Genomic DNA, 15,228 nt, shown 5'->3' with positions numbered 1-15,228 from the left:
AAGCCGTACGTCCGGCCCGCTTACTTCACAGCCAAGCTTTCCCTGATCTTATCATTGATCCACTGCCGCTTCGACAGCAGCCATTCCGGATCCCTTGGGTACGTCTTGAAGGTGATCGGCTCTTCAAGCCCTTCTTCCAGCGCCTGCAGAACTGCCTCCCTGCCGATCTGGGTTTCCAGCAGTTGAAGCGCTCTCAAATCCTGAAGCGCTTCCTGGAATACCTTCAGCCGAATGGATTCGATCGGCCCTTCTTCACCGGGATATACCACAAAAGCATCTCCGGAAGGAAAACCGCAATCCGCATCCGTCACCTTGAACGGATCAATGGCGCGTTTCGAGTATTGCGAATTCCAAAAGTTATATCCCCAATGGAGAAATCCCTCAATGTTAAACTTATACAGCTGAATCCCGATGATCCGGTTTCTCGCCGAAGGCAGATTGAAGAATCGGTTGGACACTTCCTTGTATTGGGAACAGCAATAATAGGTCCACAGCGGGGTTACCTGCTGATCCAGGAAAGGCTCGATGTGGTTGCTGCCCGGAATCGGACGCTTCACCAGCCCCTGCTCATAGAACGAAATATCGGAGAGCGCGTCAATGATCGGGTAATCCGGCAGCAGCTCGTTCATCAACCGGCTTGCATGCCCGTAAGCCTCCAGATGGGACTCGGACGGCTCATCGGATACATGGAAATAACAGCGCTGCTCAAGTCCCCGGCTTTCGATCCAACCGGTCAAAGCATGAATGAATTGTCTGATGAAGGCATGATACGCTTCTCCAGTCGCATCCGTCTCCCAACCGAACAGCTTCTCCGGCTGTCCGTTCACGTTAGCCATAATCTTCGGCGCATGCCGGGCTCCCCACTGCGTGAAGAGGTGCGAGAATTCCAGATACTGAATGCCATTGGAATCACACAGGTCAGCCCAGCGGTCGAGTTTGTCAAACCCAAACGCATATTTTCCATCTTCGCTCACATCGACATCGACCAGCTGTACCGTCGGCCGCTCTCCGCCCACTTCCGTATCCAGCGGAGGCGTAAACACCGGAGTCAGGATCATATTGATCCCATGCTGTGCCGCGGTCTGCATAAATTGATCGATCAACGTCCAGTGCCGCTCGCTAAAAATCCCCACCTCATAGTAGTTTGCCAGGCAATCGGCATGGAACCATTCCGTATGAATGAGCTTCTGCGCAGGTAAGGCTGCCGGAATCACTTCCAGCGTAAATACCTCTTCCCCAAGCGTATCTCCCGATTCCGCTTCAAAACGGATCCGGATTTCATATGTACCTCCCTGGATCGCTTCCTCAGGCTGTACCGTGATCCAGAGGCTTCTCCACTGGCCCGGGCATCCGGTTATAACAGGATCTGATGCCAGAGGCAGCAGCGGGTCCGGATATAGCCCGGGCGTAGCTCTTAAGATAAACTCGTCATGGTCATGATACGTAGGCAGCTCCGACGGAACCAGGCCTACGGAGCGGACGGTAACCCGTTCGCTTAACTCGGATTGCAGAATAACCCGGATGTTTTTCAACAAGCGATTGGAACGGTAGGCAACTTGAAACGAGAATGTCTCATTGCTAAACGCTGCCCCTGCGTCGTACGAGGCTGGGGACAGTTCTTCATCGGCGAATACTTTGGACAGAGAGCTTAACAGCCGGGTTTCAAACGTTATGGAATGACTCATGCAGATTGCATCCTCTCTACAATGGAATGAGGTACTTTCACGTACATCTTACACTAATCTGGATGGAACGGAAGGTAAATTTTGCGTTTTCGAAAAAAAGGAGCCACCGCTCTTTTGCGATGGCCGCCTTATTACTGCCAATCCTTAGGGGAGGCTGCAGATCTGCAGTCCTCCCATCAATCCCTCGAGCTCCGGTAAACTTCCATGCCGGACAGGCGCGGACACCATCTCGATTCCAAAATGGTAAGGCGGATATATTGACTGCGTACGGCGGGAAAGCGGCAGATGCGCTTGCGCCCGATTACCGTCCCGGATTGGATCGTGTGCCAGTTCCCGTTTTCCATATATTCAAGCTCGAAGCGCTCGATCCGCTGCCCGTACCGGTATTCGGCCAATACGATATGATCGAAATCGATCGCCCGCCCGAGGTCCAGCTCAATCACGGCGTATTCCGTACCCTCCTCGGGGCTCCAATACGTATCCTTGTTACCATCGACCATATTTCGAGCATCCGATCCGGCTTTCGTTTCGGAAGCCGTAATATCCGCGCCGGCTGCCAAATCGGTATCAAACGTTGTTCGGATGGCGTCCCCGAGTTCCTGCAGACGCCGCAGATCGTTCTCATGAACGAGTCCGCGGGTATCCGGCGGAATATTGAGCAGAAAGGTGGCATTGCCGCCAACCGAGCCGTAATAAATATGCAGCAATTCTTCCAGCGATCGAACCTTATCGTCTTCGGACGCATGGTAGAACCAGCCGGGACGGATCGAGGTATTCACTTCGGCCGGATACCATACCAGCTCCTTCTCGCCTTGAATGACGCTCCGGCTGCCGAGATCCTCTTCGCTGGATTCATAGCGGCGCGCGAACTCCCGGTCATCCGTTTGCTGCGACTTTTCCTGGATCGCTTCATTTTGGCGCAGCGACGCCGGAACGACGCTCCACTCCGACTCCCTGCAATGCCCCGCTTCATTCCCGCACCAGCGAATATCCGGCCCGCATACCGAGATGGCGGCATTCGGCTGCAGTTCCCGAATCAGGGCGTAATACGCATCCCAATCGTATTCCTGGCGCTTGCCGTTCGGCCCTTCGCCGCAGGCTCCGTCAAACCAGACGCTGAAAATCTCGCCGTAGCCGGTCAGGAGCTCTCTTAGCTGATTCAGGAAAAATTGATTGTACCGCGGCGAATCCCCATACGACGATTCATGCCGGTCCCATGGGGACAAGTAGATGCCGAATTTGATCCCCTTTCTCCTACAGGCATCGGCAACCTCCTTCACCGCATCCCCATGTCCGTTTCGCCAAGGGCTGCTCTTCACGGAATGCTCCGTATACTGACTCGGCCATAAACAGAAGCCGTCATGATGCTTGCAGGTCAGGATCAGGCCGCGCATCCCGGCGCTGACACAAGCGCTGACCCATTGATCCGCATCCAGCTGCGCCGGATTGAACAGCGCCGGGTCTTCCTTTCCCGTGCCCCATTCCATATCCGTGAACGTATTGATGGTAAAATGAAAGAAGGCGTAGAACTCCATCTCCTGTACGGCTAATTGACGTTCCGAGGGCTCGATGTTGGCAGCGTATTCAATGAAATTGTGCAAGCGATAAACCTCCCATACCTCATCCTTGATTGTCTAATGCTTTCTGATGAATCTCCAGATACTTATCCAGCTGAAGCCCCTTAAATCCGCTGACATAGGCATCCCAATCCTTCTCGATGTCTTTGCTGCCGGTTACGAACTGGGCCAGGTTCGATTTCACGTAATCCTGAATCGTCTTCTGAATCTGCGCGATAAAGGTTGCGTCTTTCGGATCGATGAACACATCGGTCGGGTACACTAACTCCGGTTTGGCAAAAGGCTCGTATTTCTTGGCAGCCAGCCATAAACGATACTCGTAGGCTCCGTTGCCGAGCGGATCTTCAGGAGCAACAAAGGATTCACGGAGGGAATTCACCATCAGCATCGTGCCGAGCTGCCACCAGGTTACGTCAAGGGATCCCTCGGGCACATCCCGCTTCAACGCTTCGTATGCGGCCGGCTCGCCGTTGTAATCAAGCGCACCGGACTCCGCCTTTCGCCATCCGTCTCCCTCGAACCCCCAGGAAGTCATCACGGTGCCTTCTTCAGAGAACAAGTAATCCGCCAGCTTGATCGCTGCGATCCGCTGCTCCTCCGTCGCTTTGTTCGTAATGACAAACGATCCGTCCCCTGCTCCGACACTATAACCTGCTAGCTGTACGCCATTCGGTCCTTTCAGCGGGGGAACGACATCGTATTCCTTATGGCGGGGCTTGGCGTCGGTCGGCTCCAGCACGCTGCTGATCAGCGCATAACCGACGGTGCCGACCACATTCTCCGCTTTGTTGCCAAGCTGCTTGACGGCATCGCCGTTTTGCGTAAAGGCTCCTTTATCGATCAGTCCTTCGCTGTAAAGCTTACGCAGATATTTCAGCCCTTCCCTCCATTCGGGCTCAGCCGCCGACAAAATCACCTTGCCATCCTTCACGCTTAGATAAGTCGTGCCATTGTTGTATATAAAAGCATTCATCAAAAAGGCGTCAACTCCTCCTCCCCATACATCGAGCGAAGTGGTCATCGGAATTTCGTCAGCCTTGCCGTTGCCGTTCGGGTCCTGCTCTTTAAAGGCTTTCAGCACTTCATAGAACTCGTCGGTGGTCGTTGGCATTTCAAGCCCTAACTTCTCGAGCCAGGTCGTATTGATCCACATCCGCTGGCCATACGTGCAGTGCAGGCACTCGTTCACCTTCGGAAGCGCATATATATTGCCGTCCGGGGCCGTCATGGCGGATTTCAAATAGGAAACTTCCTCCAATGCCTTCTTGATGTTCGGCGCATGCTGGTCGATTAAATCATTCAAAGGGATAAAGGCCCCCTGCATTCCGTACTTGATCTGATCCGCCTTGGATATGCCGGCATTCATAATAAGCGCCGGATAATCCCCGCTGGCCAGCATCAGCAGTTTCTTGTCGTTGAATACCGCGTCGGGCGTCGTATTCCATTTGAACGTAATCCCCAGCTTCTCTTCGATATGCTTGGAGAATGGATTGACATCGAGGCTCTCGATGCCGGCGGACTGAGGAGCGAATACCGATAGTTCAACGGGTGCCCCCGACTCCGGAGGGCTTGCCGGATTTCCAGTTCCTGTTTCGCTCGATTTGCCGCAAGCGGATAAAACCAGCACTGCCGCGAGAATCAGACTTAAACCTAATCCAGTGAACCTTTTCAAATCAATTCCTCCCTAATATGAAATGCTTGCCCGTACTTCATAAACGAAACCTAATTTTGCATATACCCCCTATGTGTCCGATCATCGGAATTACCCATTCTATACTGCCGGCCTCACCTCCTTCACAATAAGCAGGAATCACCCTTTCAAGGACCCGATCATCACGCCTTTGACAAAATACTTCTGCACGAACGGGTAAATGACCAGTACCGGGGCGCTTGCCACCACGATCAGCGAATACTTCAGCAGATCCTTCAGCCCTTCGCGGACCAGCAGCTCATTCACGTTGGTCACCATCTCGGCGCTGACGGAATTCAGGATCAGAATATCCCTCAGGAAGATTTGCAGCGGAAACAGGCTGCTGTCCTTTAAATAAATCAGGGCGTTGAAATAGGAGTTCCAATGGCCGACGGCGTACATCAGCGCGAGCACGGCCAGGATCGGCTTGGATAACGGAAGGACGATTTTCAGAAAAAAGGTAATGTCGCTGCTGCCGTCCATTTCGGCAGCTTCGGCGAGCTCCTCCGGGATCGTGGTTTGAAAAAAGGTTCTGGCGATGATGACCTGAAACACGGCTAACGCACCCGGTATGATCATGGCCCAGCGCGTGTCGAGCATGCCGAGCGACTTCACGAGCAGATAGTTCGGAATGAGCCCGCCGTCAAAAAACATCGTGAACACCAGCAGCATCATGATGAGGTTGCGAACGTAAAACGTCTTTCGGGCTAACGGATATGCAAGCATCACCGTGAATGCGACGTTGACAAGCGTGCCGACAACGGCATAGAACAACGAGTTGCCAAACCCGATCAGAATATTGGAATTCTGGAATACCGCTTTGTAGCCGATCAGGGTCACGTCCACCGGCCACAGCCACACCTTGCCCGACGACACCGCGCCCGGGGAGCTGAAGGATGCGCTTACAATATGCAGCAGCGGAAACAGGATGACAATCAGGACGACGGATAGAAACAAATACACGATACCAAGGAAAATCCGGTCTGCAGCGGACTCCCGTACGGTTGATCTGCTCATGCGATTCCTCCTACCATAGACTTGTGGATGAGACTTTTCTGGATACGTAATTGACGATGACCAAGAGAATGAAATTGATAACGGAATTGAACAGGCCGATGGCGGCGGAGAAGCTGAAGTTCGCTCCGAGCAGGCCGACCTTGTACACGTAGGTGGAGATGACCTCGGACGTGTTCTGATTCAGCGGGTTTTGCATGAGATAGATTTTCTCGAAGCCCAGGCTCATCAGATTGCCCAGATTCAATATGAGCAAAATGACGATGACCGGAAACAAGCTGGGAATATCGATATTGATGATTTTTTGAAACCGGGTCGCCCCGTCCACTCGGGCCGCCTCGTACAAATCGGGATTGACTCCCGCCAAGGCCGCAATATAGATGATGGCGCCGTAACCGGTGAACTGCCATACATCGGACCAGACATAGATCGATTTGAACAGCTCCGGCACGCCGAGAAAATCAACGGTTTCCAGTCCCAGCGCCCGGAACAGGTTGCTCATCAGCCCCGTGTTGGGCGAGAGGTTCACGATCAGAATCGAGACGATGACAACCGTTGAAATAAAGTACGGCGCGTAGGTCACCATCTGGACGGTTTTCTTGAAGCGGCCGTTCCTGATCTCATTCAGGGCCAGCGCCAACAGAATGGGTGCAGGGAATCCGACCAGCAGGCCGTACAGGGAAATCTCGAGCGTGTTGCGGACATACTGCCAGAAGAACGGCGCGTCGAATAATTGCCGGAAATAATCGAACCCTACCCAGGGACTGCCGAAGATCCCCTGTACGACGTTGTATTCCTTGAATGCAATCAGTACGCCGAACATCGGAACGTATTTGAAGAGGATGATGTAGACTAACGGGAAGAACACGAGCAGGTAGAACTGCCAGTGCTTCATCAGCTTCTTCCTCGTTCGGTTCATGGGCTTGTTCGATGGTAGATTCGTTGGTGCCTGTGCATCTGCAGGTACTGGAATTGCGCTGCTCATACGAGCCAATGGGGTCACCCTCCTTCGCTTTGTGTTGGTCCCAAGTTTAGAGCGGACGGTTCCATCCGATCAATATACAAGATTCTCCGAATCAACGTATTTCCGCGAGCAGGGGAAAATTTCAGAGCCGGCAGGCCGTAAGAGCGATAAACCTTTTTCCGCCGCTAAACCTCTCTCCGTTGACGGCAAAAAAGCCCGCCGGACAGCATCGTCCGCAGGGCTCTATACTTGGTTCGAGTATGCATGGAAGGGACTCCGAAGGACTCGTTAATTCCCGAATTTCTGCTGCTTGATAGCAGCTTGCTCACGATAATCCCCCGGCGACATTCCCATCAGCTTTTTAAACATCCGGCCAAACGAGATGGCGTTGGAATACCCGACTTCGGTGGCGATATCCTGTACGGGCAGCAGGGTTTCTTCCAGCAGTCTTCGGGCATGGTTCATCCGCAGCTCGATCAAATAATCCACGAATTTCTGGCCGGTCTCCTCCCGGAACAGCTTGCTCAGCGTTTTCCAGTTCATGCCGAAGCGTTCGCTTAAATAATTGAGGGACAGGTCCGGGTTGCTCGAGTTCTGCTCCATAAACAAGCGTACCTTCTGAATCGTGTCCGCATGATTTCGGCCCTCCATGAGAGCGAGGATGCTGTCGTACAGAGCGGATAAAGCCTCCCCGAGTTCCTGTTCCAGCTCCTCCAGCGTATCGGACGACTGAAGCGCGTTCCGTAAGGCAGGCTGCCCCTCCGTAAGCCATAATTCCTGAAATTCCTTCGCCATGCAGGACATTTCGCGTCCCAGCGAGTACATCATGTAATCCGCCAGGTTCACCACGCCGTCCCGGTCCAGCATGTTCTGCTCGATGTTATGGATAAGGGTGCTGTATTTCTCCTGCCAATCCTTGTTGACGAGCCGGAAGGACTGCGCCATCGAGCGGATCAGGTTCAGAAAATCGAATGCATTCCCCCGGTCCTCACCGGATACTTGGGCGTAATGAATGATTCGGTTGTCGCCGAGGATCATTTTGTATTTCAATGCGGCGCGTGCCTGCTCATAGGATTCCGGGATATCCGTATACCGCTCCGCTTTCTCCCCGATGCCAACGGTTATGGTCAGCTTCAGGTGCTCCTCCACCCACTGGCGGGCTTGCTCCAGCAGCGTGGCCACATGCCGATTCGGATCCTGATCTTCCGCTGCCGCGAGAACTCCCAGCTTCGAGGCTGAAATCCATTCCGTCCAAAGCATCGTTTCCCGCCCGGCCGCAATTTCTTGAACGACGCTTTTTAAGGCAAACTTGATCAGATACTGGTCCTGCTGGGGATACTGTTCGCAAAACAGCGGGTATTTATCGATTTCAATGACATTGACGATCTGTGGTTGGGACAGGTCCGGCAGCCCCATGGCTTCACGCTGCTCGTTCCACTGCTCCAGATGAGAAGGATACTGTCCCTCCATCAGCTGCTGAAACAGGTACGCTTTGCGCAGGAGCAAATCTTCACGGTGCTGCTGCTGAAAGCTGCTCGCCTGTTCCAGCAGGCTCTCCAGCGCCGATTCGATAAAAGCAAACTCATCCTGTTTGCCGCCATGGAGCAGAACGCTCGTTTTGGTCTGCGAATATTTCGAAATCCGGGACACGATGGCTTCGATCGGCTTATAGTTCCGGCGCGTGACGAATACGATCCAGACCACGCCGGCCATGCACATCAGAAGGCCGACGATAAACCAGACATTGTACAATTGGCTGACGATACCCACCACCCTGCCTTGGGTAAGCCCCCCTTCGTAAACCCATCCGGTGTAAGGGGATACCGCTTGGGACACAAGTTCCCCGTGCTCAGCGCCCGAGGTGCCGGCGATCAAGGAACGGCCCCCCGTGTCCATCACATGAATGAAACTAACTTCGGGATTAACCATGCCCTGAATCATGTTATGTATGGCGTCTACCTTGATATTGACGGCAATCACGCCTTTGCCATGGGTAACGAAGGGGGCATCCCGTACCAGGGTGACCACCTGCTGCGTGCTGTTAAAGCTGAATTCCCGGAAACTCCGCAGGGCGCTCCATTTTGCTTCGCTATTGACCTGGCTCAGATAAGGCTGGAGAAAGTCATAATCCGCATAATCCTGCAAACGGAAAGTGGACGAAGAGCTTAGGACGAATTCATCCTGGGTTCGAACGAGGACCATGGAATCCACAAGCGGGTTGGAAACCTTGAACTGCTTCATGGCCTTCACGGCCTGCATGTTCAAATAGACGTTGTCCTGATCCTCTTGATTGAAAAATCCCGACATATCAGGGTTGAAAAGCAATTCCTGCACCAGCATCTGATCGATGGCCTTCAGCGAATTGTCGACCGAACGCATCGCCTGCTGAATCATCGTCTCATTAGCCTGGATCGCGCCCTGCCGCGACTGTTCCCCGAGCATTTGGAAAAAGACAAAAAACACAAAGGAAATCACGATAAAGAAGACCGGCATATACGATAAAAGCTGACGGTAAAACCACGCTTTCCTTCCCATAGGCATCCCCCTGAGCGATTAATTCCTTATCTCGTCATCGATTGAAAGTAATTTCATCATAGAAGAACGGACGGGGTTTACCAACACTTTTTTGAACCTCGGAAGAAAAACGCGTCTAAAGCATCATTACTTCCATAGCATTGACTTGGTCTTGATCCTATGGTAATCATACTTATCTTTAGCTGAGGGAAACGTAGAGGATTCGCCGCCGTAAATCTATAAGGGTCTAGGGATTGGGAGGAGTCGGCACAGCGGGTTCACCCTCGCGGCCAAGCCGACGGCTTGCCGTTTCCCTGCGGCCTGTCGCGGATACATGGGCTCCGGCTTTGGCCAAACCGAAGCGCGGCATGTTGTTGTACAGGCATTCATACTGGCCTTCCTGGACCAGATAGGTTTCGTGAAAAATCCCCACGTCTCCTCCCGTTCCGACCTTGCGGTTGAACTCCCGCCATGCCGTCAGGTGGTTGGCTCCGTGGCGGGCATAGTGCTCGAGGTGTTCGAAGCTTCTCCAATATTGGATGAGGGTAAGCCCGCGCCCCGAAAAATGATAAGTACCGTCCATGAAGCCGAGCTCCTCCTTGTTCCGGTACAGCTCCTGCAGCATCGGGGACATGGCGCTCATGACCGGCAGCCACTTATGTACCGCCCACCATTTGTTAATTCGAAACCCGATGACGAATACAACGAAAGAACCGTCCATGTGGGCGGTATATCGACCTGGAATTACTTTGCTCATGCTTGCTCACTCCCCTTCCTTGATTTCGAGCAGACCTAGGTGCGTTTCGTAAAAGCAGCCGATTTCCGTGGAATTGTACAACTGAGCCGTCAGAAACGCCCCGTAAAAAACGGTGAAACAAATCTGTACGGCTTGCTCCAAGGTTAAGGCTTTATTCAGCCTGCCGGCTTGAGCTTCCTCCTTCATGAACCGCTCGAATAGAGCATGCATGTTGGGCGATTCGCTTCCCGCTTCCTCGTGACCGGGAAAGAGCAGCGATACTTCAGCCCGGCTCAGCTCCGGCATGCAGGGCTGCATGTTCTGCTCCGCGAGAAAAGAGATCAAACTCGGCATCATGCCCGGCCTTACTTGATGCTCCTTAGCGACCTCGGACAGCAGATGGCGGAATGCCTGAAACCCTTTTTTCCCTTCCTGGTCGATCTCGATCATCCGCTCGGTCAGCCAAACCCGCATAAAATAAATCAGCAAATCCTCTTTGCGTTGGTAGAACTTGAAAAAAGTGACCTTGGATATTTCGGCGCTCCTGCAGATGTCCTCCAGCATGACCTGGCTGAACATCCGATCCTTCATCAAAGATAATCCCGCTTCGTACAGCGCGATTTTGTTCTTGGCTTTTTTTAACTCCCTTAATGGGATATCCGGATGTTGCAAGGGAATACACCACCTTTTATTAACTCTTGTAAATAAATTAACACAAGTTAATTTATTTTGTCAAAGTAAAGCGCATCGCGCCCACGGTGCGTAGTCCGGGCTTGCTTGATTGGCTGTCGATCATAGTGTGTTTATTGAGATTGGATACACGGGGGAATGACTTGGAAGGGAAAGCGCAGAAATGCCCCTCTTTTTTATGAATAGAGACGTGGGGGAAAATGCGAAAATGCGGTAACTGGTAACGGTACTTTGAGAAATGTGCGAAATAAGGTACAGAGAGAATAGCTGGGAACAGGAACGAGGATGACCCATACTGCCGGGAGTTTTGCTTTTCAGAAGGGTAAAACAAAAAGGCAAGTTTCAGGTTACATTCCTGATCCCGCCTCTGTTCATAATGGGTATGCAAAAAACGGTGATGCACTGTCAGACAAATCGATAACTAACTACTTAAAGGAGCATAGGCGGCAAAGGAAACTAGCGTTTGTCGGTCCACACTCGGCTTCGTTTACTCTGCCGGATCGAAGCTGCGGCGATGGCGGACAAGAACACCCGCCGAACGCCCACGCCGTAGCTAACGGACATCAGATACGTTTTTTCCCAGATAAGAGGCCCTCGTATCGCGCTAACGGACAGCAGATCCGTTATTTTCCAGATATGAGGTCCATTAACGTTCTAACGGACACCAGATCCGTTATTTACTCCGAAAGCAGCCATAATACCGCTCTTTTCAGAGAATAACGGATTCCCTGTCCGATAATTTCGCTCAAACCTCTATTTTCTACGAAATAAGGTCTCCTGTGTCCGCTAAACACCGCGTGTACACTGGGCAGATTACCAAGGCATGGCAGGACGGCAATTACCATTGTTCCGCAAGGCCAGGCTTAGCCGCCACACGGCCAAGCGGCTTTGCCAGGGCTTTGACCGCACCACAAGACCAGCGGCATTGACGGTCTTTGGCCGCGCAACACGCCAAAGCCGCATTGCCGGACTTTAACCGCTCCACACGACCGAGCCGCATTCCCGGTCTTTGACCGCGCCACACGCCCAAGCGGCTTTGCCAGGCTTTCGCCGCGCAACACGGCAAAGCAACATTGCCGGACTTTAGCCGCTCCACACGACCGAGCGGCTTTGCCGGTCTTTGGCCGTGCCACACGGCCAATCGGCTTTGCCAGGCTTTCGCCGCGCAACACGGCCGAGCGGCTTTGCCAGGCTTTCGCCGCACTACAAGACCAGCGGCTTTGCCAGGCTTTGACCACACGCCCAAGCCGCATTCCCGGTCTTTCGCCGCGCAACACGCCCAAGCGGCTCCAGGGCTTTGGACGCTCCACGCTGGCAAATCGCTCCATCGCAATGCCGGATACACCTATACTAGCATCCCCGTCACACCGCCATACAACTCAACTCACAGCACGTTTAACTCGTAAACGGTCGCTAGAGTACCACGATCACTGGCCCGCCAACACGAAGGTATTCATCCCCTGGCTGCGGCATCCGCGTAGAAAATAATCGTGTAAAATTTCGTCGTTTCGTTACCAGGGTTGACGTACCGATGAGGCCGGTTAGCCGAGAAATGGACGGAGCTTCCGGCAGGCACGGTATAGCTTTCATCTTCGCGCCAAAGCTCAAGCTCTCCCTGATGCACAAAAATATACTCCTCCACGCCGTCATTATGAGCTTCGGACCCGTGATCGCAACCCGGATCCATGATGACCATATAGGACTCGAATTTGGTACGCAGGTTGTAGGAGAACAAAGGGTGCACCCGGTACGCGCCTTCCGCCTCGTGAAAAGGCTCCACGTCATCCGGAGAGACCACGGTCACTTCGGTTTCCGCCTCCTCGATGAGCGTGGTGAATGAAATGCCGAGGCCGCTGACGATGCGCCACAATACCGAGATCGTCGGGTTGGAATCCCCACGCTCGATCTGTCCCAGCATGGCTTTGCTGACACCGGTCAACTCGGCTACGTTATCGAGGCTGAGGCCCCGTGATTTACGGATGGCTTGCAGATTTCTCCCTACCTTTTTATGAATGGGTTCCAAGTGTAACCATATCCTCCTTCTGAAACTAAGCCGTTAACTGATCTTGCTCTGATCAGCCCGCCGCTTCTCCATAAGCTTTGACACCATATCATCGGTCATATGGTTCAAATCATATTGTACATCAAATCCCCATTCTTCGCGTGCCGCAGTTGCGTCAATCGAGTCCGGCCATTCGCTTGCAATCGCTTGACGGACCGGATCCACGTCATAGTCGAGGCTGAAATCCGGAATATGCCGGCGAATGCTGGCCGCAATTCCTTCAGGATCGACGCTCATTGCCGTAACATTGAAAGCATTGCGATGCTTCAGCTTAGCCGGATCCGCCTCCATCAATGCAATGATGGCGGAAATCGCATCCGGCATGTACATCATATCAAGGTAGGTCCCTTTATCAATAAAAGAAGTATAGCTTCCGCTGCGGATCGCGGCCACATACATCTCAACCGCATAATCCGTCGTTCCCCCGCCCGGAGGCGCGGAATGGGAGATCAGTCCCGGAAAGCGCAATCCCCGGGTATCCACTCCGTATTTATGGTAATAATAGTCGCACAACAGCTCCCCGGAGACCTTACTGACTCCATACATGGTTAGCGGACGCTGCAGCGTGTCTTGCGGCGTTGCGTTTTTGGGGGTGTCCGCCCCGAATGCCGCGATGGAGCTCGGCGTAAAGAACTGGCAGGACAAGGCCCGCGCCGTCTCCAGCGCACTTAACAGACCGCCCATGTTCAGATTCCAGGCCAGTGCCGGATTGGATTCTGCCTTGGCCGACAACAGAGCCGCTAGATGAATGATCGTATCTGCCCGAAACTCTTTAGCCGCTTCGTGAAATGCATGGTGATCGGTTACGTCCAGTGTTTTGAACGGTCCCGATAGGACCGTTTCATGATGGATTTGGCGAATGTCCGTTGCAAGAACGGCTTCTTCGCCGTAAATCTGGCGCAATTTCGCCACCAGGTCTGAGCCGATCTGACCGAGTGCACCGGTTACCATAATTCGTTTCATAAACTCGTGCCCCCTTATTAGATCAGACCCAGCTCGCGTCCGATGGTTTCATATGCGGAAAGTGCGCGATCCAGCATCTCCTTCGTATGCATGGCGGTTGGCATATTCCGAACTCTTCCCGTACCTTTTGGTACCGTCGGGAACACGATCGATTTGGCATACACGCCTTCTTCGTACAATCTCGTGCTGAATGTCTGGGTCGTTGCTTCATCTCCGATGATGCAAGGCGTAATCGGAGTTTCCGTGCGGCCGACGGAATAACCAAGGCGCTTAAGGCCTTCCTGCAGATAACGGGTGTTCTCCCACAGCTTCGTTTGCAGGTCTTTGCTGTTCTGCAGGATGTCGATAGCGGTAATGCAAGCGGCTACGGTACCTGGAGGCAGCGCAGTCGAGAACAAGAACGGACGGCTGCGAACCTTGAGCCAATCCACCAGGTCGCGCGATCCAGCAACATAACCGCCGACAACGCCAACCGCTTTGGACAGGGTTCCGATCTGGATATCCACCCGATCCGACAACCCGAAATGCTTCACGGTGCCTGCACCGCCGCCAAGCACGCCCGATCCATGCGCGTCATCCACGTAAGTGATCAGATCATAGGTCTCGGCGATCTCCACGATTTCGGGGAGTTTTGCAATGTCGCCATCCATCGAGAACACGCCATCGGTAATCACCATGATCTTGCCGTATAAACCGGATTCTCTCGCTTCTTTTGCTTTCGAACGCAAATCGTCCATGTCCGAATGGTTAAACCGAATAACCTTCGCCTTGGTCAACCGGCAGCCGTCAATAATGGACGCATGGTTCAGCTCATCCGACAAAATCGCATCCCCGGCACCCATCACCGCCGAGATCGCCGCCATATTGCAATTGAAACCGGACTGATACGTCAGCACCGCTTCGGTTCCCTTGAACTGCGCAAGCTTCTCCTCAAGCTCTACATGAAGTGAAAGCGTTCCGTTAATGGAGCGAACGGCGCCGCTTCCTGTTCCGAAATCGGTCGTAGCCCGGATGGCTGCTTCTTTCAGTCGCTCATCATTTGCCAGTCCGAGATAGTTGTTGGAAGATAAATTCACGAATTCACGACCCTGAATGGCAATGAGCGGACCGTTCGGACTTTCAAGAGGCTGGATGGTATTATAGAGCCCTTGCTGCTTGAGTTCCGTTAGATTATCCTGTAAGAAAGCGCTTAACGATTGACTGGACATATGAAATTCCTCCCGTGGATCCGAAGTATCTTAACGTACATATCATTTACCATTCCATTGTATGCAAAAAGTCACACGCATGCAATATCCTGTACATAAATATGTTATATTAGATTTTCTGGCAA

At 52.9% G+C, this 15,228-nt stretch carries 12 protein-coding genes; all 12 read right to left on the bottom strand.

The features are described 5' to 3' along the window. Nucleotides 1-20: 20 nt before the first annotated feature. The 12 genes from RB298_RS18415 to RB298_RS18360 all read right to left on the bottom strand — a co-directional run bounded on the left by RB298_RS18415 (nt 21) and on the right by RB298_RS18360 (nt 15,103). Nucleotides 21-1,685, bottom strand: a complete 1,665-nt coding sequence (locus tag RB298_RS18415; RefSeq protein WP_096776086.1) for a DUF4091 domain-containing protein — start codon at nt 1,683-1,685, stop codon at nt 21-23. 176 nt (nt 1,686-1,861) lie between these two features. Then, the gene (locus tag RB298_RS18410; protein WP_096776087.1) at nt 1,862-3,286 is read right to left on the bottom strand and encodes an alpha-L-fucosidase; all 1,425 of its coding nucleotides are present in this window, start codon (nt 3,284-3,286) and stop codon (nt 1,862-1,864) included. Between the two features lie 19 nt (nt 3,287-3,305). Continuing rightward, nucleotides 3,306-4,934 (bottom strand): ABC transporter substrate-binding protein, encoded by a 1,629-nt coding sequence (locus RB298_RS18405; RefSeq protein WP_096776088.1) that lies wholly within the window; start codon nt 4,932-4,934, stop codon nt 3,306-3,308. A 138-nt stretch (nt 4,935-5,072) separates the two neighbouring features. Beyond that, entirely contained in the window at nt 5,073-5,969 is an 897-nt protein-coding gene (locus RB298_RS18400; protein WP_096776089.1) for a carbohydrate ABC transporter permease, read from the bottom strand. Nucleotides 5,970-5,979: 10 nt separating this feature from the next. Next, nucleotides 5,980-6,951, bottom strand: a complete 972-nt coding sequence (locus tag RB298_RS18395) for an ABC transporter permease (RefSeq protein ID WP_015736745.1) — start codon at nt 6,949-6,951, stop codon at nt 5,980-5,982. Between the two features lie 267 nt (nt 6,952-7,218). Beyond that, entirely contained in the window at nt 7,219-9,465 is a 2,247-nt protein-coding gene (locus RB298_RS18390; RefSeq protein ID WP_486047917.1) for a helix-turn-helix domain-containing protein, read from the bottom strand. 226 nt (nt 9,466-9,691) lie between these two features. Further along, complete coding sequence (locus tag RB298_RS18385; protein ID WP_213579414.1) at nt 9,692-10,201, bottom strand: DUF4188 domain-containing protein; 510 nt, start codon at nt 10,199-10,201, stop codon at nt 9,692-9,694. 6 nt (nt 10,202-10,207) lie between these two features. Then, nucleotides 10,208-10,852, bottom strand: a complete 645-nt coding sequence (locus RB298_RS18380; protein ID WP_375120497.1) for a TetR/AcrR family transcriptional regulator — start codon at nt 10,850-10,852, stop codon at nt 10,208-10,210. An 856-nt stretch (nt 10,853-11,708) separates the two neighbouring features. Beyond that, nucleotides 11,709-12,215 carry a hypothetical protein gene (locus RB298_RS18375; protein ID WP_486047915.1) on the bottom strand — a complete coding sequence of 169 codons (507 nt, stop codon included), beginning with the start codon at nt 12,213-12,215 and terminating at the stop codon, nt 11,709-11,711. A 108-nt stretch (nt 12,216-12,323) separates the two neighbouring features. Then, entirely contained in the window at nt 12,324-12,893 is a 570-nt protein-coding gene (locus tag RB298_RS18370) for a helix-turn-helix domain-containing protein (protein WP_090909377.1), read from the bottom strand. Nucleotides 12,894-12,926: 33 nt separating this feature from the next. After that, on the bottom strand, nt 12,927-13,895 hold the full coding sequence (locus tag RB298_RS18365) for an NAD-dependent epimerase/dehydratase family protein (protein ID WP_192571001.1): 969 nt from the start codon (nt 13,893-13,895) through the stop codon (nt 12,927-12,929). A 17-nt stretch (nt 13,896-13,912) separates the two neighbouring features. After that, nucleotides 13,913-15,103: a glycine C-acetyltransferase gene (locus tag RB298_RS18360; RefSeq protein WP_486047914.1), complete on the bottom strand. Its 1,191-nt coding sequence runs from the start codon at nt 15,101-15,103 to the stop codon at nt 13,913-13,915. Nucleotides 15,104-15,228 lie beyond the last annotated feature (125 nt).

Origin of the sequence: Priestia sp. BR_2, assembly GCF_041954005.1 — a bacterium.
GTDB lineage: Bacteria > Bacillota > Bacilli > Paenibacillales > Paenibacillaceae > Paenibacillus_AQ > Paenibacillus_AQ lautus_A.
The sequence above is the reverse complement of the archived record's forward strand: the minus strand, read 5'-3'. Positions and strand labels throughout refer to the sequence as shown.